Origin of the sequence: Candidatus Brocadia sapporoensis (genome assembly GCF_001753675.2) — a bacterium.
Classification (GTDB): Bacteria; Planctomycetota; Brocadiia; order Brocadiales; family Brocadiaceae; genus Brocadia; species Brocadia sapporoensis.
This window is the reverse complement of the sequence record NZ_MJUW02000024.1, coordinates 12,337-36,275: the sequence shown is the minus strand read 5'-3', so window position 1 is coordinate 36,275 and position 23,939 is coordinate 12,337. Positions and strand designations below refer to the sequence as shown.

Here is a 23,939-nt window from a genome sequence, read left to right as displayed (position 1 = left end):
ACTCACATCCTCCTCCCTTTGCCAAGGAGGCATTGATTGTGGCTTGCCGTGTTAGGCTATCAGAAGTTACTCAATCCCTCTGCAATCTCTCTTTTTGATTAACGAGTTGCGTACCGAGGCTGAAAATCCTTTAGAAAAATAATAAATATTTCTCATTTCCGGGAATGAAAGACATAAGGCCTGAGGCCAAACCCATATGTCATCCTACCCCTGTTTCTTACTGACAAGCAACGACTGCACCGTGGAAAGTCCTATTCCTAATTCGAAGCGATATCCTGCATCATAGAGACCCTTTTCAAGGGCTGCGATAGCAACAATGACGTCAAAATCATTCACATAGCCCATGTGGCCGATTCTGACAATCTTTCCTTTTAACTCATCTTGCCCTCCCGTGAAGGTTACTCCTGTCTCGTCCCTTAGCTTTTTAATAATCTTATCGACATCTATCCCTTTCGGTGCCTTGATTGCGGTTAGTACATTGCTCGCATATTCCCCGGCAAAGAGTTCCAGGCCAAGCGACTTTGCTCCCTCTCTTGTGGCCTGAGCAAGGCGTGCATGTCTCTTCCAGACATTCTCAATTCCTTCTTTCTTGATCATATCCATTGCTGTTTTCATCGCCATGACCAGGGAAACGGCAGGAGTGAAAGGGGTTGTTTTGTCTTTTAATGCCTTCCCCATCTCCCTGAAATCCCAATAATATCTGGGCAAACCTGCTTTTTCTATGGCCGCCCAGGCGCTGTTATTCACACAAACAAAGGCAAGCCCTGGCGGCATCATGCATCCCTTTTGAGAACCGGTAATAGCAACGTCAATCTTCCATTCGTCCATCATAAATGGATGAACGCCGATGCCCGTAATAGAATCAACAACCATAAGAGCCCCGTATTTCTTCACAATGGGAGAGATCGATTGTATATCATGCACTACGCCCGTAGATGTCTCGCATTGTGTAGTAAATACCACAGTGATTCCCGGTGTTTTTTTCAGCGCTGCCTCAATATCCGCAGGATCCACCGCCTTGCCATTTTCAACGCAAATGGAAATCGTTTCAATGCCAAAACAAGCGCATAATTCTGCCCACCGTTCACCGAATTTTCCACTGACCACCACCAATGCCTTATCGCCGGGAGACAAGACATTCACCACGCATGCCTCCATAGCGCCGGTTCCGGAAGACATAAGGGTAAACACTTCGCCGGTCTTTGTCTGAAACAAATACTTTAAATCCTCACTCAACTCAAAAAAGATTTGCGAGAACTGTGGTGTCCGGTGATGGATCATCGTTTGCGCTTCAGCCAATGCAACCTCAGGCGGCACCATGGTTGGGCCAGGCGTGAAGAGGTAGTTTTTTTTCATAGAAATTGTCCTTTCGATTGTCTAGTAGCACCGGCAGTATAGCCGATCAACGGTTAAGAAGAAACTCCACAGCATTTACGAGATATTTTGAAAGAAAACACTATTTCCTCAGGAGAGACTTACCTACGGGCAAACACTATATAAATCAAAGAAAAAGCGTTATTATATGAAATTGAGAAAAAGAGTCAAGGAATAAACAGGTGAAAAATTATAGTGGTATTACCGTGTAAAATCTTCCCTTTTTTGTAAGTTTTTTATACCCCCATTCGCCTCCCTTGACTTCGTCGTGATGGTTCGACAGGCTCACCATACACGGCGCACATCCTGCGCTTGCCGAAGGGTCCGTCGAACGATAGGGGTGATCTGGTTGCGGATTTGCTGCGTTACGAATCATTGAAATTAAGAAGCGTACCTCGGGCCACGATCCGGTGCGGTCGCCAAAACGAGCAAATGAACAGACTTTGCGCCGGATTGTTTTAATTTTTTTGAACATTCGGATGCAGTTACGCCGGTAGTTAATACATCATCTACCAGCAATATCCTCTTTTCTTGAAACATTTTTGGATTATTTACACGAAACGCATTGTGGATATTTGCCTGTCTTTGTTTTTTTGACAACCGGGTCTGCGACGCAGTATTTTTAACACGGCAGAGATTGTTTAACAATATAGGCTTTGAAAAATATTGATGAATTCCCCACGCCAGAAGCTCTGATTGATTAAAACCCCGATACATCTTTTTAATCCAATGAAGAGGCACCGGTACAATGACGTCGATGTTCTGAATCGTCTCCTTCACGGTGTCTTGCGCCAGCATGATATCATTTAACGTACGAGACAAGAATTTTTGTTTCGAGTACTTAAACTTATGTATTAATGTTTTCATAACACCATCATAATAGGTGACAGATGTTGTTGTCGCATAAGGGAAATACCTTCCCTTGCATACCGTACAACCCTCCTGCATCGTTGAAAGACTGTGGGGTCCCAGAGCAGCCCCGCACCGGATACAATGAGTATTGCTGACGTAGGAAATTCCTTTTGTACAACCTTTACAGAGATAAAGTTCGTACGAACGGTTTAAATTACGATTACAATGGAGACACGTACGGGGATAAAAGAGATCCAGAAAGGCATGGAAGTATCCACGGATAGCCATATCATATTACCCGCTAAATACAAGAAAAATAAGGATTCGGGAGAGGAAAATACCAACGTCCTGTCGCCCATATTCGATCTGTTACATTCTCATCATATCAAAAAATAGCAATCCCACAGATCCAAACATAATATGCGGCAGCCATGCTGCCAATATGGGGTGAATCGCTCCCATATTACAGAGACTGGTACACACGAAAGACAATGCGTAAAAAACACCGCAGACAAAGACACACAGCCCCACACGAAGAAACAAATTCCTGCTTAACCGGTCAAATCCGATAACAAGAGGTATGCCAAGCAAGAGCAGCACAAAGTGTGTAAGGGTGTAAGCTATCCTGGAATGAAATAATACGCGGTTTCTTGGGTTATTCGGTTCGTTTTTACACAGTTCTTTCAATTGTTCAAAACTCAACAAACTAGGATCGAGCTTTATTTCCCCCAGCACTGTCGGTGTTATAGAGGATTTAAACTCCAAAGTATCCATTTGTGCTATAGGTGCAACCCACTTCCCCTGCTCATTATAAATATGTTTTGTCACCTTGCTCAGGAACCAGGTGTTATTTCCGATCCACCTGCCTTCATCGGCATTGATGGTAAATTTCTTTCTTTTGTTTTCATATCTTCCGAGAATAAACACCGATTGCATAGTTTGTGTTTTCTTATTATATCTCCAGATACGAACCAAGGTACCATTTTCCTTGTCATCCAAAAGGAGATTTCGGCTGATATTATCATCGAATGAAGCTTGCCGTAAGGTCTCTAACCTTTCCGCAAACCGCGGAATAATCCATTCCTGATCCCCAAATGAAGCAAAAGACAGGAATGCCGTAACAATAAAAATGGGGACTAAAATCCGGTATAACGAGATGCCGGCGACCTGCATTGCCAGTATTTCACGATTCCTGGATAATTTTACCAGAACAATACCGACTGCAATTAAAGTAATTGCAGGAAAAAATTGGAAGACAATAACAGGAAAGAGGTACATATAGTAACGCATCCCTGTGCTCAAGGCATCACTCCCCATATCCACAAATTCTCCCAGTTTTTGAAGGAGGTCAGCAACGATATAAATTCCGGAAATAATGAGCAGGCACATAAAAAACGTGGGGATAAAAGCCTTTAATATATAGTTGTCTAGCCTGGAAAACATGTCTTTATGCTGTAACTGATAATGAAGTTTGGAGTTCCCGATACAAATGAAGAATCGTTTTTTGTAATCCGGGATGAACCACGTTGGGCGCAATTTCGACAAAAGGCTCTAAAACAAATAATCGCGTATGCATCAGGGAATGCGGTATCTTCAGCCGGTCATCATCAACGATTTTATCACCATAGATCAGGATATCAATATCTATAGTTCTGGGCCCCCATTTCACCGTGCGTGTTCTGCCCATAAGGATTTCAATGCCTTGGAATTGTTCGAGTAATTTATGAGGAGATATTACCGTTTTTATACCGAGTACAGCGTTCAAAAACATCGGCTGCAGAGGCCCGCCAATGGGCACCGTTTCATAAAAGCGTGAACATCTCATCATCTGTATTCCCTGGATAGCAATAATGCGCTTACAGGCAGTACGTAGGTTTTCCTCCCTGTTTCCGATATTTGAACCCATCCCTATGTATACAGGCATCCTGGAAATTTTTTTTAGCATATTTCAACAAACCTCTTCTTTTTGTGAACTTTTACACAGCACAAAAATTCTGAGAACGTGCACAGCTTCCGCACTCCGGACACATGTCGATACGGCAATCAGGAGTAACTTCTTCGTGAAAGGACCTTTGCCTCTCCTGTATGAGAAATGGCTTTACAACACCGCAACTGATATGATCCCACGGAAAGACTTCATCAGCATCTCTTTGCCGGTGCGCATAAAAGGCCCACTCTACTCCTGCCTTTTGAAAGGCATCCATCCATTTTTGAAACCGAAAATGTTCTTCCCATGAATCAAACTTACAGCCATCCTGCCACGCCTGATAAATAACCTTCCCTAACCTTCTGTCTCCCCTTGCAAAGATGCCTTCCAGAATACTGCGCTCCGCGTTGTGGAATTTGATACGAATGCATTTGCGCCGGACTCGATCAAACAACCTGCTTCTGATCTCCTTTATCCGTTGAAGGCTAATCATAGGATGCCATTGGAACGGTGTATGTGCCTTCGGCACAAAAGGCGCAATGCTGATATTAACTTGTCCGAAATTACCGCCTACCTCTCTTTTTAATTCAGAGACATGATAGGCGAGGCTTGCAATGGCATCAATATCATCATCCGTCTCGGTAGGAAGTCCAACCATAAAGTAGAGCTTTACTAAATTCCAACCCTGTTTAAATGCTTCTCTAACGCCGTTGTACAGATCTTCGTCGGTAATATTTTTATTGATGATTCTTCTTAGGCCCTGAGTTGCAGCTTCCGGTGCAAGGGTAAGTCCCGACTTACGGACAACGTTCAACAGGGAGGGTAAAAACTGTAGCTGCTCATTCACCCGCAGGGACGGAAAAGAAATATTTACATGCCTCGGATGAAAGGCCCCGTTCATCTGCTCCATTAAGCTTTGTAATGCCGGATAGTCACTAATGGAGAGAGATGCCAGGGAAATCTCATTGTGCCCCGTATTCGCATAGCAAAGTTCGGCAAGCTTTACAATGTTTTCTACGGTGCGAGGCCGTGTAGGCCGCTTACTCATGCCTGATTGGCAAAACCGGCATCCTTGGGTACAGCCGCGCATAACCTCGATCGTAATCCGATCATGAATCGTTTTTACATAAGGCACAATCGGTTTTGTTGGAAAATAGGTTGTATTTAAATCCTTTACCGATGCGGATCGGATAAGCGGTGGCAAACCGTCTATCTTTGGGCGTATCTGTTGTATGGTGTTGTCCCATCGATAGGTAACGTCGAAGAGAGATGGAACATAGGCGTTTTTCATGGCTTGGGCGACAGAAACCATTTTTTCCTGCCGGGAGAGCCTTGTCCGCTTCATGTCCTTCCATAACGCAATGAACTGCGGCAGGCATTCCTCCCCGTCTCCAACGAAAAAAATATCAATAAAATCTGCTAATGGCTCCGGAGATATGGCGACAGGACCTCCGGCGATAACGAGAGGATCTGCTTCACTTCGGTCAGACGCTATGACAGGAATCCCCGAGAGATTCAACATGTTTAAGATATTGGTATAGGAGAGTTCATATTGAAGCGAAAAACCTATGATATCAAACTCCCGTAAAGGGGTATAGGTTTCAAGGGAAAAGAGGGGAATCTTGTGCTTTCTCATCAGAGATTCCATGTCGTCTAACGGCGCAAAAACTCTTTCGCAGACAGTATCGTCTCTTTCGTTGAGAAGTCCATATAGAATCTGCATGCCCAGATGTGACATGCCAATACTGTAAGTGTCGGGGAATGCCAATGCGATTTTTACATCGGCATCGGCATGGTTCTTAACAATGGAGTTCCATTCTCCTCCGATATATTGCCCAGGCATTTCCACCTGGGGTAATATATTTTCAGTTACGAAGCGTTTTAATGTATTCACGAATTTAATATTTAGTGTCTTTCAAAAATGTTACAAAACTACTCATGCCTGAGTTTAAAACCCTGACAGGGTCGGTGCGCAAAATTTATACTTCAGATTTTGCCTTTTTCAACTTGCCTGGGCTAGACTTTTTGCTTACTGCCTGCTGTATCTTTTTTGATCGTGACTATGCTCTATTTCGTAATAATAATATTATATCAGATATTAAGCAAGCCTGTTTCGTTTGAGATAATAGGTGTTTCATATTTTTATGCGAAAGATCAACATGAAAAACCCACAGACAGTGGCGAACTCCTTTTAGCAAGGTGCCGTATCTGCACTGATTATGAACCCTTCCCATTTATTCCTTCCCCTATAGTCTGCCGGTTTGCAGGGGAAGGCGAAAACTGATCAGGCGACTCAATAAATACGTCCATCTGTTGACCGGCAAAGACCTGCAGATTGGGATGCTCTATGCTGTATATGACCTGAAGCACCCTCGTGTCAACGCGTTCTGTACTGTCTCCGGTGAGCGATTTTTTGGGAACAACATACGGCTCAAAGCGCACAAATTTCAGAGGCGTGTTGATTTCTCTGTTGCCGCGCAGAAAAGCTACGGCCGGCGCTTCCGGACGCACCCGCCACGCATCGTTTTCATCTATGTCAACACGAACGTTCAGAGGCTCTATGTTACCGAAAATTATAAGCGCCGTTTGAGTGACGCCCGCCGGGGCAAATTCGCCAACGTGAATTTTCGCCTGCAGGACTTCACCGTCGTAAGGAGCGCGCACAATAAGCCGTCCAAGATTCGTCTCCGTCTCCTTTACCTGCGCCCTGGCGGAAACGACCGCCGCTTTTGCTTGTGCTACTCTTGCCTCAGCGGTTTGTACTGCATAACGACGTCTGTCCAGTTCATCTGTACCAATGACCTTTTTATAAGACAGTATTTCAGCCTTGATAAATTGATCTTGCAAATCATACAACTGGGCCTTTTCCACGCTAACATTTGCCTTTGCCACCCTGAGCGCCGACTGTCGTATCTCCAACTGTGCCCTCAGGTCCCTGTCATCAATCTTGAACAAGGGATCACCGGCCCGGACCTTGCTGCCAATGGCAACATATCTCTCGGAAACAACGCCAGGCACGAGTGTCCCGATGGAAATATTTTCTGTATTTGCTTCCACAATGCCAGCGCCAGCCACCGATGATCTGAAAGGCGGTGAACTCGGTTCCACGACAGGCGGAGAGGGGGGAAAGGACTTGCTGCCTTTAATAACCGTCAGCACGGCGAACCCGATGCCCAGAATGGCGAGAAAAGGAATCAGATATTTGATTATCATGAAAACTCCTAAGGCTTTTTTTTATTTGTGAAATTCGATTTTGAATTTTCTGTAGTAACAATATGACCGTCATCCATTTTGGCTATCTTGTCTGCAAATTCAAAGATACGTGCATCATGAGTGACAACGATTAATGTGCGGCCATCACCAACTGCAACTTCCCGCAACAACTCCATGATCTTATGGCCTGTCTCATGGTCGAGCGCACTGGTTGGTTCGTCGCAGACAATGAGCTTCGGGTTATGTACTATAGCCCGTGCGGTGGCTACGCGTTGCTGCTGTCCGCCCGATAACTGTGATGGGAGGGAGTAAGTTCGATCACTCAAACCAACACGGCCGAGCATTTCACATGCTCTGTCAATAGCTTCGTTTCGCTTAATCCCATTGATTATTAAAGGTATTGCAACGTTTTCTGCTGCAGATAATGTTGGGATCAAATTAAACATCTGGAAGACAAACCCGATGTTCTGCCCACGATACTGCGTTTTTTCACGCTGGTTCATGTGTTTATAATCATGGCCAAACACCAGGCATTCCCCATCATCTCTGTCCAGAACACCTGCGATAATAGAGATGAGGGTGGTCTTCCCGCTTCCAGATGGACCAACGAGCATCATCAGTTCACCCGCGTATACTTCAAGGTCTATGCCTCGCAGTGCATGCACTACGGTACTGCCGTTTACATACGTCTTGGTTACGTCTTTACATCGCAGAGCAATCTCAGATGAATTCGCCATGGTGTTAAATCTGGAAGACAATTGCTGGTTCAAGCCGAATAACTTTTCTTATGCTGAGGACAGCAGATGCTGCGCAGATAAGCATGACGGCAAACGCACTGATAAGCAGGAGTTGCCATGGCAACTGGAAGGAAAGTTCAGTATGGCCAGACAGGGTACCCAGCGCCGTGGCGATTCCTACGCCGAGTCCGTATCCAATACTTCCTACCACCGCTGCCTGAAGCAAGATCATCTGCAGCAACATGCGATCGGTAGCACCCATTGCCTTAAGAGTACCAAAATACCGGAGATTATCAAGGGTGAAGTTGAAGAAGGTTTGTCCTGCTATTGCAATACCAACGATAAAACCAAGCACCACCGTCATTCCAAAGTTAATAGGAATACCAGTATACTTCATGTAGTAGCGGATGGTAAGCGCTTTGAATTCATCCTTTGTATAAGCGACCAAGCCTGTTACTCTGTGAATACGCTGGCATAGCGTCTGAAGATCCTGACCTGGTTTGGCTTTTGCAGCAACAAAAGAAAGCAATTTACGCTCGCGAGGCGCGAAGATCGTTGCACGTGAGTAGGTAGTATAGATAACTGGCTGTGATTGAAACGTTCGCTGTACCTTACAAATCCCTACAACGACGGCACGGTGATCATTTAATTCCATAGTGTCGCCAATTCTCAATGGTATGCGCTTCCCATCCGGCAGGACTTTCGCCAGCTTGCCAGCCGCGCCAATATCATTTACAACAATAGCGTCACTTCGGCGCAGATCAGACAGGCTTCCCTGTAGCATTCGTGGCGGACCACCAATTAACGTTTCGTCATCAAGACCAATAACGTTGCACGTCTGGAAAGTTCCATTCGATAACCGCGCCTTCAGCAGTCCTTTGTACATCGGAACGGCCCAGGCGACTCCCTCCACACTACGAACACGAATCGATTCCGTTTCTTTCAGCGGTTTGATGTCGTCGATGTACTGCACCTTTGGGTCCATCACCCAGATGTCGGGAAGTGCCGTATCCGTCAGAAAACCAAACGTGCGCGTCATCAGGCCGACAAAGATGGCCGATTGTTGAGTAATGAGCAAAGAGGCAAACGTCAACCCGATGATAATGCCAGCATATTTGGCGCGATTCCCCACCAGCATTTTTAATGCAATGAAATTCATTTTTATTACCGCATTGTATGGTGACGTCTTGATGCCAGGTCAACCTTCGAGTGCATCTTGACATTAAAGATGATAGAAAGGGCGATAAATGAGGTGAGCATAGAGGAACCTCCATAACTGACAAAAGGAAGTGTTATTCCCACGATAGGAGCTATTCCCAAGGTCATACAGACATTAACAACAATTTGAGTTGCAAACATGGTAACCAGTCCCACGACAATGAGCCGTCCGCATGGCTCCCGTGTGTTTCGCGCAATACCAATGCCGCACGTCAAAAAAATCATATAGAGAAGCAGAACGAAGCATGCCCGTAAGAATCCCCACTCTTCAGCAATAACGGCGAAGATAAAATCCGTGTGCCGCTCGGGCAGGAATTTCATTTGGTTCTGTGTGCCATTTCCCCATCCGGCTCCAAATAAGCCACCGGAACCGATAGCAATGAGGGACTGAAGTCTATGATAACCGGCTCCCCAGTCAGTAGTTTTTTCAGGCCAAAGAAAGCCAATGATCCTTAATTTTTGATATGATTTTAATACGAATATCCAGAGTAAGGGAGAAATAGCTAATCCTGCACCAATGAATAGCAAGAGATAAGAGAGCCGGATACCGGCAGTGTATAACATGAAAAGCAAGATCGGAAGCATGATCAACGCGGTTCCTAAGTCTGGCTGCTTCACAATGAGCACCATGGGTACCAGAGTTAAAAGAAGGGAAATCCCGATATCAAATAGTCCGAGTCCGTACTTCTTGTACCTGAGAAATCGCGCAAGGGTAAGAACTATGGTGATTTTCATGAATTCTGAAGGTTGAATTGAAAAGGAACCAATAGATAGCCACCTCTGTGTACCTTTTACAGAACCGCCAAATGCCAGCAAGACAATTAACAGAAAAATGACACCGCCATAAATGATATACGCATGATTGGCAAACGAGAGATAGTCAAAGGAAAGAAGAATAAAAAAAAGCGTGAAACCCATTAAAATCCATATAAGCTGTTTAAGAACAAACTTCTCTGACGATGCGCTCCAGACAAAAAAAATACCCACGGCAAGAATAATACATATTAAAGGAAACATCAGCCAGTCAAAATTTTTTGAGTCGACCGTATTTTGCATAATATCTTATTATTACACAATCTGTCAGCGAAAGCAATGCTATAAAGGCCGCATAATGATCGTTTTTTAACAACAATTAGAGTTCTTAAAAAAATTGGGTCGTCGTGGAAACGAATGGGTAAAATTTAAGGGGATGAAAAAAGATGGCAAGATACAACGACAGGAAAAAAGAAGCGGCTCCTGGACGAATATCATTTTGCCAGGTCTCATCCGAAGGCCGAGATACAGGGGGTATTTGGCAATGCAAAGGCACGTGTTATCCGACTTGTTCGGACTCAAAAAACGGTGTGCGGTTGTGGTGGTGAGGTGCACCGGAGCTATTACGACAAGAAGGTCAGGTGGATACGCGACTTACCCTGCGCAGAGATGCGGGAAGGTGAAACGGGAGGCGTCAGGGTGGCTTTCGAGAAATTCTTTCTGCACAAAGATGTTTGCCTTTTTTGTAGGGAGGCGATGCCGGCCGATGACGATACAGGATGTGGCCAAAGAGTTGAAATTGGATTGGCATACGGTTAAAGAATTGGACAAACAATACATGGAGAAGCAGCTTCAGAGGACGGGAGTTCCTGCTCCTGGAGCTATAGGGATAGACGAAATATCGTTAAGGAAAGGCCATACGTATCGAATCGTGGTAAGCGATTTGGAGAGGAAGCGACCGATATGGTTTGGAGGCAAGGACAGGTCGGAAGAGAGTATGGATATGTTTTATGAGTGGCTTGGACAAAAGAAGATAAAAAAAGTACGGTTGGCGGTTATGGATATGTGGAAGGCATTTGAGAAATCCACGCGGAAGAATGTGCCAGGGGCATCTATTCTGTATGATAAATTTCATGTGATGAGACATTTAGGGGAGGCATTGGACAAGATTCGCAAGCAGGAGTATGCCCGGTTGAAGGAGAAGGATCGTTCGTTTATCAAAGGGCACAAGTATACCTTGTTGTCAAATTGGGAAAACCTCACGATAGACGGGAGAAAGGCGCTCAAAAAGCTGTTGGAGGCCAATAAGCGAATCCATATTGCGTATATACTGAGAGAGTCTTTTGGGCAGCTATGGAATTATAGGTCGGAGGGATGGGCAAGACGTTTTTTCGAAAACTGGAAAAAGTCTTTAAAGTGGCAGAGGCTTAAACCCTATGAGAAATTTGCTGAGATGATAGAAAGGCACTGGGATGGAATTGCTGCATACAGTAAGCCGGAGATTATAGTTTCTTTGGGTTTTGTCGAGGAATTGAATGGCAAAATCCGGGTTATCCAGCGACGGGCCTACCGTCTAAGAGATGAAGAATATCTTCACTTAAAAATTCTGACCTGTATGCTTCCGGAGATATAAAAACGCAAATTTTACCCACTCGTTTTTACGACGACCCATTTTATATTTTGCAAGTGAAACAACCCAATACCATATCTAAATTTATTATGATTTACACATATTAAGTGGTATTATTAGAATGCATATTACTTTGGGTATAAACTATAAATATGCGAACGGCATGTTTTCACGAATATTGTGCTGTTTGCGTTTTTTAGCATACTGGGATGGGGTTCAACAAAAGATAATTACTTTTCAGGAAAATGTACCATGTCGCATATTAAGATTCTCCCCGCATCTGTTATTAACAAGATTGCCGCCGGAGAAGTAATTGACCGGCCGGCTGCTGTCGTAAAAGAATTGATTGAAAATTCAATCGATGCCATGGCATCAAGGATCGACACCTATTTGGAGGATGGGGGAAGAAAAATGATCAGGATATCAGACGATGGCGTTGGGATGGATGCCGAGGATCTTTCTCTTACATTTCAAAGTCACGCCACCAGCAAACTCCTCAATGCGGATGATCTCTTTGCAATCCATACGCTTGGTTTTAGGGGGGAGGCATTACCCAGCATCGGAGCCGTTTCGCGTGCCAGCATTATCTCCAGAACAAAATGGGCGCTACAGGGAGCGGAAATAGCGATAGACGGCGGAGTTTTGGAGCGCATGAAGGAATGTGGTGCGCCGGAAGGAACACAAGTTGAAGTGCGGGATCTGTTTTTTAACGTACCTGTTCGCAAGAAATTTTTACGAACAATACCCACGGAAATGGCTTATATTTCAGAAGTACTTACAAGGTTTGCGCTTTCTTATCCAGCAATTCATTTCACTCTTATGCATAATACCAGGACGGTATTTAACCTTCCTCCGGTTCGGGAAACTGCCGAACGGATTGCAACGTTTTTTGGCGATGAGATGAGGAACAATCTCATCCCGGTATTTCTTCGGGAAGAACTGTTTACTCTTTCAGGATATATTGCACCACCTTTTTTTGACAAAGCGAATGCGCGAATGCAGTTCATTTTTTTAAACGGGCGCTACATCAAGGACAGTGCTATTTTCCGCGCTATCAGCGAATCCTATCACGGAAAATTAATGCACAAGAGGTATCCGATCGTATTTTTATTTTTACAGATAGCGCCCTCTGAGGTGGATGTGAACGTTCATCCGACAAAGACTGAGGTGCGTTTCCGAAATACTGCCACAATCTATAACTATGTTCTTTCTGCACTGAAAGAGGGCTTAAATAAATCTGCTCCGAAATCATCAGCCACAACATCTTTCTCGCAGAGAACAGAAAAGGAATTAACAAAAGCGGGGGATGTTGACTTTATTAGGGGATCTTTGTGGGAACAGTTTTCTTTTGGGAGAACGAGCGAAACAAAAGACATGAAGGGGAATGAAGATGTTCCACTATCCGTCTCCAGCATAAGTAACCGTGATACGCTTATCCCCCCTAACAAGGAGGAGATTGCCCCCGCCATTCCAGGAAAACATACAGAGGAAAATCCAGAAAAATTTTTCAATACAACAAGATCCCAAAAAGGAGCCTATGCTCAAACGCCAGGCGCCAGGGACTGGAAAGAAAATGTATTTCTTGCAGAGGAAATCAATAAAAAAAAGATATTTTTTCAAATTCACAATGCTTTTATTGTCGAAGAAACAGACACCGGAGTCAACATTATTGACCAACATGCGCTGCACGAAATTATTTTGTATCATGAAATAGAAAGAAATATGCGGGAATCCCAATCGTTGAGTCAGCGCTTGTTGATACCGGAAATGATAGAGTTGAGTCTAAAGGATTTTTTTTCCATTGTCAGTATAAAGAAATATCTGGAAGAGTTGGGAGTCGAAATTGATGAATTCGGGCAGAGTACCATTGTGATTCGTACATTTCCTCAAATCCTGAGGCATTTATCTGGTAAGGAATTTATAGAAAGCTTACTGGCCGAGTTAAGTGATGAGAATTATCTAAAAGGAAAAGACACGATTTTAAACAAATTAATAAGCATCATGGCGTGTAAAGGAGCTATTAAGGCAGGGCAACGGTTAGAACCACAGGAGATTGAAGAGCTTTTGAAAATGAAAGAGAGTATTCATGCATATACTAATAACTGCCCTCATGGGAGACCTACAACCTTATTCTTCTCCTTGGACGAACTACAAAAACAATTTAAGAGGAAATAGGGAATCTTATAGATTTTAAATTATCCTATGTTTTGTAGCAACGAGTGTTTAAGTCAAAATAAACAATTAGAAATCCCTTGACTTTTATTTTTGTGAATGATAAGATTTTCTTATCACTTCTTTGTAAAGTAACTGAAAAATCGCGGAAATCTGACATTTTGTAACTTATTAATACATGTTCGAACTTATAATTGAAACCGATTTTGCTGCAGCGCATAATTTACGGGAGTATAAAGGCCAATGCGAAAGGCTTCATGGTCACAATTGGAAGGTACAGGTTATATTGAGGTCGGAAAAGCTAGATAAATCAGGTATGGTTATGGATTTTAGAGATGCAAAAAGGATTATTGGGGAAATCATGAACAGGTTTGATCACGTTTATTTAAATGAACTCGCAGATTTTGCAGAGGTAAACCCCACTACCGAAAATCTATCTAAAATACTGTATGGAGAATTGCGGCATGGTCTCCCAAACGGAGTAAAGGTAGAAAAAGTTACGACTTGGGAATCAGACCGTTGTGGCGCTTCGTATTTCGAGTAGTAGTTCTTTAATAATCTGAGTATATACGTATGGCGATAATATTACAGGTAGCCCTTGATTTTGTCGACCTTCACAGAGCAATCAACGTTGCCAGGGAATCGCTTGATGGTGGGGCAGATTGGCTGGAGATTGGCACGCCACTCATCAAAAGCGAGGGAATGAACGCAATACGTCATTTTCGAAAGTTGTTCCCCAGGACGACATTGATTGCTGACATGAAAACCATGGACGCCGGTCGTGCAGAGATGGAAATGGCTGCCAAGGCAGGTGCTGATATTGCCGTTGTTATGGCGGATGCCCCGGATTCAACTATCAAGGAGTGTATCGAAGCAGGAAAAAACTATGGTATAAAAATATGCGTGGATTGTATAAATGATTTTAACATTGAGGATCGTGCTGTTGCTATAGAGAAATGGGGAGCAACCTATGTTGGAGTTCATGCTGCAATAGATGATCAAATGTATGGAAAAACACCGTTCAACAGCTTGCGCCGCATTTCCGACAAAATAAGAATACCTATTGCTGTGGCAGGTGGTATAACTTCTGAAAATGCGGTGGACGCTGTAAATGCCGGGGCAAGCATCATCATTGTTGGCGGGTACATCACCAAATCGGAGAATGTAAAGGCTGCAGCAGAAAGTATCAAGCGCTCCATTCGGGAAAACCAAAAGATTCCCACAACATTTTTTAAAAGGGCGACGCATGAAGGAGTACGTCAAGCCCTTGAGAAACTTTCTACGGCAAACGTTTCTGATGGCAGTCATCGCGCAAAAGGTATTACCGAATTATATCCGCTCTACCAAAATATCAAAATCATCGGGAATGCTGTTACGGTTCGGACATATCCTGGTGATTGGGCAAAACCCGTTGAAGCAATAGATGTTGCAAAAGAAGGAGATGTGATTGTTGTTGATGCGGGAGGTGTAGGCCCTGCAGTATGGGGAGAATTGGCAACCCATAGCGCAATGCAAAAAAAGATCAGTGGTGTTGTGGTTTGGGGAGCAATGCGGGATGTGGCAGAGATTAGAAAATTAAAATTTCCTGCCTTTACAAAAATGATAATGCCGACCGCCGGTGAACCCAAAGGGTTTGGAGAAATTAATATTCCAGTTTATGTATCAGGAATTCGAGTCAATCCGGGAGACTGGATTCTGGGCGACGATGATGGATTAATGGTAATTCCTCAGTCGTCAGCCGATGTCTGGATTAATTATGGCATGGACTGTCTGGAAAAGGAAAATAGGATTCGGGAAGAGATTGCATCAGAAAAAAGTTCTTTAGGAAAAGTTATAGATGTGTTAAAATGGGAAAAAGAATAAATTGAGAACTAGCATTTAAGATTCAATCAGGATATACAAAGAATGAAATGTGAATCTTGTAATAAAAAGCACGCAACGGTGCATTTAACAGAGATTGTTGGCACTGCAAAAAAAGAACGGCATCTCTGCGAAGACTGTGCACAGGGTATCAACAAACAGCTTGCCAAAATACCTTCTCCTACCGAAATTCTGACAAGTCTCATTAATCAGGTTGCCCCAGAAATTAATGAAATGTCCAAGATTGTTTGTCCGGTATGTGGACTGTCCTATTTAGAATTTCGCTCTCACGGGCGACTGGGTTGCCCTATGGATTATACGATTTTTAGAAAAGGATTGATTCCCTTGTTAGAAAAGATGCACGGGAGCACCCAGCATGTGGGAAAAGTGCCATCAATGGCCGGAAAAGAATTGATCAAAAAGAATGAGCTTATGCAGTTACGAAATGAACTGAACAAAGCTGTGGAAAAAGAAGATTACGAAAAGGCTGCCGAGCTACGGGATAGGATTTATGAACTTTCAGGCGATACCAATGAAGATTAGCGACCTGGCGGATAATACCGGAGAATGGCTTAGAGGCACAGGGGCTGAATCGGATATTGTTATCAGCAGCCGAATTCGTCTTGCGAGAAATGTGGCGCGATTCCCTTTTCTTTCAAGGGCTAATGTAAAACAAAAAAGAGAGCTGGAAGAAATTGTAAGGAATAAAATTAAGGAAGCTGAAATTACGTCGGATCTCCGGTATATAAATCTTGCGGACATTGACCCTGTAGACAGGCTTTTTCTTGTAGAACGTCATCTTATTAGCCGGGAACACGCCGGAGGAGAAGGTGAAAGAGGTGTGGCTTTTGGAAAATCAGAGACTATTAGTCTGATGGTAAACGAAGAAGATCATCTGCGAATACAGGTAATTCGTTCAGGGTTTGAACTCAAAGAAGCATGGAAGACGATCGACGAGGTTGATAATAAATTAGAGAAAAGATTGAATTATGCCTATTCATCGCGTTTTGGTTACTTGACAGCCTGTCCTACTAATGTTGGCACAGGAATGAGGGCGTCCGTTATGATGCATTTACCAGCGTTAGGAATGACGCATCATATCGAAAAAGTCTTCAATGCGGTTATGAAGCTTGGTCTGATCGTGCGGGGTTTATATGGTGAGGGGACTCAGGTTTCCGGAGATTTATATCAGATATCAAACCAGTTTACCCTCGGCAAGTCCGAGACGGAAATTATTGAAATTATCGAAGGGGTAATTCCCAGGATTACGAGTTATGAACGGATGGCAAGAAAAGCCTTGATTTCCGAGAGCCGCGAACAACTAGAGGATCGCATATGGCGGTCATACGGGATGCTTAAGGTAGCGAGGATAATTTCTTCAGAAGAAATCATGCATCTATTGTCGCAGGTTCGCATGGGAGTTAATCTGGGAATAATTAACGATATTGAAATGAAAACTTTAAATGAGCTTTTCATTCTCACATTACCGGGGCATTTACAAAAGTTAGAAGGGCGCGAGCTTACTTCCCAACAAAGAAATGTTATTCGCGCAGCATATGTAAGAAAACGCCTGGAAATGATATAAAGCTTGAAAGGATAGGTGCATTTATGTTTGATCGTTTTACTGACCGCGCCAGAAAGGTTATGGCGCTTGCACGAGAAGAGGCCAGGCGGTTTAATCACGAATATATTGGAACGGAGCACATTTTGTTAGGCCTGGTGAAAGAAGGAAGCGGGGTTGCAGCTAATGTTTTACAAAATCTGGATATCGAGCTAAAAAAGATCCGTTTGGAAGTGGAAAAAATTGTTCAAAGCGGGTCTGACCTGGTTTCCGTGGGACAGCTACCCTTTACCCCACGCGTGAAAAAAGTGCTGGAATATGCAATGGAAGAGGCGCGGGCATTGGGGCATAATTATATTGGAACTGAGCACTTATTGCTTGGGTTGTTGAGAGAGCAGGAAGGTGTCGCTGCGCAGGTGTTGCTTAATCTGGGAGTAAAACTCGAGGATGTCCGGGAAGAGGTTATTGGTCTCTTGGGTTCTGAGTCGGTTCAGGGTGGCATGACCCAAGAAAAAGAAGAAAAGAAGGGGAAGTCAAAAACGCCTGCATTGGATTCTTTTGGTCGTGACCTTACCCAGCAAGCCCGCGAACACGAACTCGATCCCGTTATCGGCCGACAGGATGTGATTGAACGGGTGATCCAGGTTCTGTGCCGCAGGACAAAAAATAATCCCGTATTGTTGGGCGAAGCAGGCGTCGGAAAGACCGCCATCGTTGAGGGTCTTGCGCAGGCTGTTGTTCAGGGAAATATTCCTGAACTATTGCGTGATCGACGGATCGTAGCCTTAGACCTTGCCATGATGGTTGCAGGCACGAAGTACCGAGGACAGTTTGAAGAGCGGATTAAAGCTGTAATGTCAGAAGTAAAAAGGGCAAAAAACATCATCCTTTTTATTGATGAACTCCATACCTTGGTTGGGGCAGGTGGCGCAGAAGGCGCCATTGATGCTTCCAATGTATTAAAACCAGCGCTGTCACGGGGAGAAATACAGTGCGTTGGCGCCACCACTCTGGATGAATACAGAAAATATATTGAAAAAGATGGTGCCTTAGAAAGACGATTTCAAACCATCGTTGTTGAACCCCCAACAAAGGAAGAAACTATTGAAATATTAAAAGGACTTCGTGATCGCTATGAAGCGCATCATAAGGTTCAAATTATGGATGACGCATTAGAGTCTGCAGCCGAGTTGTCCATTCGATATATCACGGGAAGATACCTTCCGGATAAGGCAATTGATGTACTCGACGAAGCATGCGCACGGGTACGACTGAAGGCGACGACCCAGCCGCCCGATTTGCGTCATATAGAGGAAGAAATTAATAAACTGGAAAAGGACAAAGATGAATCCGTTGCAATCCAGGATTTTGAAAGGGCTGCCCGTTTGCGGGATAAAGCCGATAAGCTAAAAAAGAAAAAGGAAACCATTGAAAAAGAATGGCGGGAAACAAGAGCCGAAGTCGAGGGTGTGGTGGATAGTGAAATCGTTGCTGAAGTTGTTTCTAAAATGACAGGAATTCCTATGACGCGTATAGAATCTGCGGAAGCCAAACGGTTGCTCCGGATGGAAGAAGAACTCCATAAAATGGTGATAAGCCAGGAGGAGGCGACGAAGGCAGTAGCGAAAGCTATACGCCGCTCTCGCGCCGGGTTGAAGAATCCAAACCGTCCTGTTGCCTCTTTCATATTTGTGGGACCGTCGGGTGTCGGCAAGACTCACCTTGCAAGATCTTTAGCGAAGTTTTTATTTGGGGAAGAAGAGGCTCTCATCCAGATCGATATGTCAGAATACATGGAAAAACATAACATTTCACGTTTGATCGGTGCGCCTCCAGGCTATGTTGGCTATGATGAGGGAGGGCAACTCACGGAAAAGATTCGCCGCCGACCTTATGCCGTTGTTTTGCTGGATGAAATTGAGAAGGCCCATCCGGACGTATTCAATATGCTGTTACAAATTATGGAGGATGGAAAACTGACGGATAGTTTCGGACGTCACATAGATTTTCGCAACGTGGTCATCATTATGACGTCAAATATTGGCGCCGATGTAATTAAGAATCAGGCATCTTTGGGTTTCAAAAAAGTGACCGACGAGCACACCTATGAAATGATGAAAGAGCAATTAAAGAAAGAAGTCGACAAACATTTCCGTCCGGAATTCATAAACCGGGTAGACAATATTATCGTTTTTAAACCCCTGACGAAAGAGGATTTGAAACGGATCATAGAAATTGAATTAAAGGGCGTTAGGAAGAGGCTGGAAAATTACAATATCAGTGTTACCTTGACGGATGAGGTATTAGATTTCTTGATAGAAAAAGGATACAATCAAAATTTTGGTGCACGTCCGCTTCGAAGAGCAATTGAAAGTTATTTGGAGGACCCGCTTTCTGAGGAGATTCTCCAGGGCAGATTTGAGGGAAAGAAGCATGTAAAGGCTAGGGTTCATGATGGCAAACTGGTTTTTGATGAGGTACTTGAAACCCAGGAACCTGCGTTGACGAATGCAGAAAGCAGTCTGTGAATGAAACGGGTTGTAAAGTGAAATAAAAAAGGGGAGAGTAAAGCTCTTCCCTTTTTTGTTTCTCTAACATTTTTTTTACACCAATATGACAAAAACAGGTGCGGTTTATGTCTGTCAGCATTGTGGCTGGAAAAGCCTGAAATGGGTCGGACGTTGTGGTGGTTGCGGAGAATGGGACTCAACTATCGAAGAAATTACCACTCCTCCCGGTTCCGCCTACAGATCAGTTGTGCTCCATCGGGAATTGCCACAACCGATAACGAATGTAAAATTAAAAGAATGCCCCTGTATTGAAACGGGGATGAAAGAGTTTGATAGGATTTTGGGCGGTGGACTGATTAATGGTTCCGCAGTATTGATTGGAGGAACGCCTGGAATAGGGAAATCTACCCTTCTGTTACAGGTTTGTCAGCTCATTAGTCAGAAAGGGTACATAACCCTTTATGTAACCGGCGAAGAGTCCGTGGCACAAACAAAACTGCGCGCTGAACGGCTATCCATTTTGTCAGAAAATTTGCTGGTTGTTGCTGAAACGAATCTCGAGTTCATCCTGGAAAATATTCATAACTCCCGTCCTGCCCTTGTAGTGATTGATTCCATTCAAATGATATATAAACCTCAATTGGATTCGGCCCCTGGTACAGTTGCACAGGTACGGCAATGTGCGAACGATCTCATTTCAATCGCTAAGTCCACAGGATCTGCGATTTTCCTGGTAGGCCACGTAACCAAACAGGGCATTATCGCCGGACCCAAAGTGCTGGAACATATGGCAGATACCGTTTTATATTTTGAAGGGGAAAAATTCCAGTATTATCGTATCCTGCGGGTAGTTAAAAATCGGTTTGGTTCTACCGATGAAATCGGAATTTTTGAGATGAGAAAAAATGGCTTGCAACCCGTAGACAACCCATCGGAGATATTCATTTCTCTAGGCAGAAGGGTTAGTGCAGGATCTACTATTATCTCCTGCATGGAAGGCACGCGTGCCTTGCTTGTTGAGATACAGGCGCTGGTGGCACGTGCAAATTTTGGCATGCCTGAGCGGAAGGTAAGCGGGGTTGACTACAATCGGGTCTCCATGATCCTTGCTATTCTGGAAAAACGGATAGGGTTAAGGCTGGGAGGGCAGGATGTATTTGTGAATATTGTAGGTGGTGTACAGGTAGACGAACCCGCTGCAGACTTGGGTATTGCGATGACTATTGCATCGAGTTTTAAAGAAAAGGCGATTCCAACGGACACGGTATTTGTTGGAGAGATAGGTCTGGGCGGAGAGGTTCGCAGTGTAAGTCAGATGGAAATCCGGCTGAAAGAGGCACAACGACTGGGGTTTAAAAGAGCAGTTATTCCAAAGGATAATGCGAAGGGAATTAGTAAAGACTTAAAGATAGAACTGATCGAAATATGCTATCTTTCTGAATCCGTAGAAATCATTGGATAAAAGGACCCATAGATTGTTGCAGATAGCTATGCAGTTAATTAATAATTGCCGATGGAAGCAGACCATCCTTCTTATAGGAATTATCTGCATGATATATGTGCGAGAGTTTCACGAGACCCATGCTGATACCTACACCGACGGCCAGATTATTGTAAAGCACGAAGAGTTAAAGGTGAAGAAAAATGGCCGCTACATTCAATGTGATCATCCGTATAAATTCCAGGAGAATGTTATCACGAATGCATTATCCAATATTTATTTTGAAGAAAAAGGGCTATTAAAGAAGAAAGGTGCCTTGCGCGTTTTTCAGGATGATGAGATACGAAAATTAGTTCCGTTGATTATACAGGCATTTTCCGTAGCAACACCTTCCCAGGTTATTGCTATTTCATCCTATTCAGAGCGTTTACTTTTAACGGACCAGCAAAATTACTGTATCGCATTTATTTTAGATCATAGCCTCAACATAGCCTTTAGCCGAGTTCATATGCTGCAAACGTATAATGATACTATGTCGGAGAAGAAACAATATACAACAAAAAAAGAAAACCCTGCTCAAATAAAGCGTAGTCGCTTTTGGAAGCTGATTCCCGCAGCCGGACAACGATTAGAATCAAATCATGAAAACTGGTTGGTTATTGATCTGTCGGATAAAATCTACCAGCAGCCTGTAATACAACGGACAGGAACGATTGATGAAAAGATCAAGGTGGGAACGTCTGAACTGGATACTCGCCTAAAAAAATTGGAAGAAAAAATGGGTGGTACTGGCGAAACGCACGCACCGAATCCATCAATCCTTATAAAAGAAAACCGTCAGGAAAGTAAAATAAAAAATAAGCTGATGCTCTTGCGTGAAATGGTTGATGAGGGAATTATTTCCGCAGAAGATTACGACTACAAAAAGGCTAAAATACTCAGAGAGGCCATGGGAAATCTGGGCATAAAGGAACAGTTACAGGAGATAAAAGATCTCAAAACCGAAGGGCTTATCACGGAAACAGATTACACAGAAAAGAAAAAGGAATTATTAGATCAGTTTTAACCACACGATCGTTTAACGTCGCGGATAAAATTATTATTTCGAATCATCATCGGTATTGTCCGGTTTCAATTTAAATCAAAAAGCAATGTTTTATTAAGAAAGAGAGACTGTTTACTTAATTTTTTGAAATAACTAACAACGGTAAAATATTTATAACATTTTGATGATAAATGAATTATAAAATACCATGTACCGTTGTACCTTTTGCAAATAGCAAAATATTCCAACGCTTCACAGAACCTTAAGCCGATGGCAAAGTTAGAAATCTCTTCTTCGTAAACACGACATCCTACTTCGCCCAGAAGGGAGTCACATACAGTTATTGTCAGTGCTATTATAAGGGCTTTGACCTACGGCAGGCAACAGGACAACTTTTGCCTGCCGTATTAAAGAACATACAATAAATCCGTTATAAAACCAATCCTTTCAAATCAGGAAACATACTCTTTTCTGGCACCCTCGCAGAGTTAATTGCATATCTTTCGCTGCTATCTACTGTCACAATAACTTCAAAGAACTTTGCAAAAATTACATTCTGCAAATGCTGATATTGGACGATTACTTTTCCGACGGTTCATGCTGATGGTCTTTGGGAACCTCCTTCTCGCAATCAAAGCAGAAATACGTCTTTCCGCATTCATGCCCTGCTCCAACTTCTGCTTTGCAGATAGGACAAAAATGAGTTACACCACAAATATGTTCATCTCCCACCTCTTTCTCGCAATCGTAACAGAAGTAAGTAATATCACAGATATGACCTGGACCTACTTCTTCTTCACACGTTGAACAAAAAGTAGTTACTCCGCAGATATGTCCGTCCCCCACCTCTTTTTTGCAATCCTTACAAAAGTACGTTAAATCACAAATGTGACCACTGCCCACTTCCTCTTTACATTGCTGACAATATGTGGTAACACCACAAATATGTCCTTCCCCAACTTCCTTATTACAAGTTGCACATTTGTGCAGTGTTTCAGCCATAGATTCCTTTTTTTCCTGCGATAATGCTTCTGTTTTTTCTTCCTGAGGTTTTACTGATGGTATTTCCGGGGCAGCGGCATGTGGAGCCTCTGGTGCAGCTTGAATTTCTGGTACAACTGGGGCTTTTGGTGCTTCAGGTACCGCTGGTACCTCTGGCATTGCTGGAGCTTCTGGTACTGCCGGTACTTCCGGTAATGCCGGTGCCTTTGCTGCTTCAGGTACTGCTGGGACCTCTGGTATTGCTGGAGCTTCAGGTACTGCCGGTACTTCCGGTGCCTTTGCTGCTTCAGGCACCGCTGGGACCTCCGGCATTGCTGGTGCCTCTGGTTCAGCCGGTACTTCCGGTAACGCCGGTGCCTTTGGCGCTTCAGGAATTTCAGATACTGGTGGAGCCTCGGACACTACAGCCGGTGTCACAGGAGCTTCAGGTGCTACCGGCGTCTCTGACACTGTTGGCTTGGACATCAGAGTGATTTCCGGTTTTGTTACTTGAGTTTCAGGGGCAACAGTTTTTTCTGGAGTAGGTATTGGTATTGCCTGCGGTCTTTTGGTCTCTTTCAGAGTCTCCGCTTTTACTTGTGGTGTTTCCTTGACTTGTGTTTCTGTGGTAACACAAGAACTTAAAAAAATGGTAAGACTTATTA

General features: G+C 43.7%; 20 protein-coding genes. 10 read left to right on the top strand and 10 right to left on the bottom strand.

All coding sequences use genetic code 11. The annotated features are described in order from the left end of the window. Positions 1–204 precede the first annotated feature (204 nt). From BIY37_RS01985 to rodA, 9 genes are all read right to left on the bottom strand, one after another. A complete protein-coding gene (locus BIY37_RS01985; protein ID WP_070066173.1) occupies positions 205–1,356 on the bottom strand; it encodes a pyridoxal-phosphate-dependent aminotransferase family protein in 1,152 nt (383 codons plus the stop codon). A 399-nt stretch (positions 1,357–1,755) separates the two neighbouring features. Further along, positions 1,756–2,514 (bottom strand): ComF family protein, encoded by a 759-nt coding sequence (locus BIY37_RS01980; RefSeq protein WP_080324776.1) that lies wholly within the window; start codon positions 2,512–2,514, stop codon positions 1,756–1,758. 81 nt (positions 2,515–2,595) lie between these two features. Continuing rightward, positions 2,596–3,669: an LptF/LptG family permease gene (locus tag BIY37_RS01975; RefSeq protein WP_070066171.1), complete on the bottom strand. Its 1,074-nt coding sequence runs from the start codon at positions 3,667–3,669 to the stop codon at positions 2,596–2,598. Between the two features lie 4 nt (positions 3,670–3,673). Then, entirely contained in the window at positions 3,674–4,171 is a 498-nt protein-coding gene (gene folK / locus BIY37_RS01970) for a 2-amino-4-hydroxy-6-hydroxymethyldihydropteridine diphosphokinase (protein WP_070066170.1), read from the bottom strand. 31 nt (positions 4,172–4,202) lie between these two features. After that, on the bottom strand, positions 4,203–6,047 hold the full coding sequence (locus BIY37_RS01965; RefSeq protein ID WP_080324775.1) for a TIGR03960 family B12-binding radical SAM protein: 1,845 nt from the start codon (positions 6,045–6,047) through the stop codon (positions 4,203–4,205). A 323-nt stretch (positions 6,048–6,370) separates the two neighbouring features. Continuing rightward, the gene (locus BIY37_RS01960; RefSeq protein ID WP_070066168.1) at positions 6,371–7,366 is read right to left on the bottom strand and encodes an efflux RND transporter periplasmic adaptor subunit; all 996 of its coding nucleotides are present in this window, start codon (positions 7,364–7,366) and stop codon (positions 6,371–6,373) included. An 8-nt stretch (positions 7,367–7,374) separates the two neighbouring features. Further along, positions 7,375–8,103: an ABC transporter ATP-binding protein gene (locus BIY37_RS01955; RefSeq protein WP_070066167.1), complete on the bottom strand. Its 729-nt coding sequence runs from the start codon at positions 8,101–8,103 to the stop codon at positions 7,375–7,377. A 4-nt stretch (positions 8,104–8,107) separates the two neighbouring features. Beyond that, entirely contained in the window at positions 8,108–9,262 is a 1,155-nt protein-coding gene (locus BIY37_RS01950) for an ABC transporter permease (protein ID WP_070066166.1), read from the bottom strand. A 5-nt stretch (positions 9,263–9,267) separates the two neighbouring features. Beyond that, the gene (rodA, locus tag BIY37_RS01945) at positions 9,268–10,377 is read right to left on the bottom strand and encodes a rod shape-determining protein RodA (RefSeq protein WP_070066165.1); all 1,110 of its coding nucleotides are present in this window, start codon (positions 10,375–10,377) and stop codon (positions 9,268–9,270) included. A gap of 133 nt (positions 10,378–10,510) precedes the next feature. Between rodA and BIY37_RS01940 the strand changes: the two genes are divergently transcribed. The 9 genes from BIY37_RS01940 to BIY37_RS01900 all read left to right on the top strand — a co-directional run bounded on the left by BIY37_RS01940 (position 10,511) and on the right by BIY37_RS01900 (position 22,314). After that, positions 10,511–11,707: an ISL3 family transposase gene (locus BIY37_RS01940; protein WP_070066164.1), complete on the top strand. Its 1,197-nt coding sequence runs from the start codon at positions 10,511–10,513 to the stop codon at positions 11,705–11,707. A 249-nt stretch (positions 11,708–11,956) separates the two neighbouring features. Beyond that, entirely contained in the window at positions 11,957–13,879 is a 1,923-nt protein-coding gene (gene mutL / locus BIY37_RS01935; RefSeq protein ID WP_070066163.1) for a DNA mismatch repair endonuclease MutL, read from the top strand. A 175-nt stretch (positions 13,880–14,054) separates the two neighbouring features. After that, positions 14,055–14,420, top strand: coding sequence for a 6-carboxytetrahydropterin synthase QueD (gene queD, locus BIY37_RS01930; RefSeq protein WP_070066162.1), 366 nt, complete (start codon positions 14,055–14,057; stop codon positions 14,418–14,420). A 29-nt stretch (positions 14,421–14,449) separates the two neighbouring features. Further along, positions 14,450–15,739 (top strand): 3-hexulose-6-phosphate synthase, encoded by a 1,290-nt coding sequence (gene hxlA / locus BIY37_RS01925; protein WP_070066161.1) that lies wholly within the window; start codon positions 14,450–14,452, stop codon positions 15,737–15,739. Positions 15,740–15,781: 42 nt separating this feature from the next. Beyond that, the gene (locus tag BIY37_RS01920) at positions 15,782–16,279 is read left to right on the top strand and encodes a UvrB/UvrC motif-containing protein (protein ID WP_070066160.1); all 498 of its coding nucleotides are present in this window, start codon (positions 15,782–15,784) and stop codon (positions 16,277–16,279) included. Then, on the top strand, positions 16,269–17,321 hold the full coding sequence (locus tag BIY37_RS01915; RefSeq protein ID WP_070066159.1) for a protein arginine kinase: 1,053 nt from the start codon (positions 16,269–16,271) through the stop codon (positions 17,319–17,321). The genes BIY37_RS01920 and BIY37_RS01915 overlap by 11 nt, the downstream gene beginning before the upstream one ends. Before the next feature lie 23 nt (positions 17,322–17,344). Then, positions 17,345–19,825 carry an ATP-dependent Clp protease ATP-binding subunit gene (locus tag BIY37_RS01910; protein ID WP_070066158.1) on the top strand — a complete coding sequence of 827 codons (2,481 nt, stop codon included), beginning with the start codon at positions 17,345–17,347 and terminating at the stop codon, positions 19,823–19,825. An 85-nt stretch (positions 19,826–19,910) separates the two neighbouring features. Then, on the top strand, positions 19,911–21,269 hold the full coding sequence (radA, locus tag BIY37_RS01905) for a DNA repair protein RadA (RefSeq protein ID WP_070066157.1): 1,359 nt from the start codon (positions 19,911–19,913) through the stop codon (positions 21,267–21,269). 28 nt (positions 21,270–21,297) lie between these two features. Further along, positions 21,298–22,314 carry an SHOCT domain-containing protein gene (locus tag BIY37_RS01900; RefSeq protein ID WP_080324779.1) on the top strand — a complete coding sequence of 339 codons (1,017 nt, stop codon included), beginning with the start codon at positions 21,298–21,300 and terminating at the stop codon, positions 22,312–22,314. 558 nt (positions 22,315–22,872) lie between these two features. Here the strand turns inward: BIY37_RS01900 and BIY37_RS13040 are convergent. Continuing rightward, positions 22,873–23,295: a hypothetical protein gene (locus tag BIY37_RS13040; protein ID WP_143299126.1), complete on the bottom strand. Its 423-nt coding sequence runs from the start codon at positions 23,293–23,295 to the stop codon at positions 22,873–22,875. A 56-nt stretch (positions 23,296–23,351) separates the two neighbouring features. Between BIY37_RS13040 and BIY37_RS01895 the strand changes: the two genes are divergently transcribed. Then, a complete protein-coding gene (locus BIY37_RS01895; protein ID WP_230402407.1) occupies positions 23,352–23,768 on the top strand; it encodes a hypothetical protein in 417 nt (138 codons plus the stop codon). The last annotated feature ends 171 nt before the right edge of the window (positions 23,769–23,939 follow it).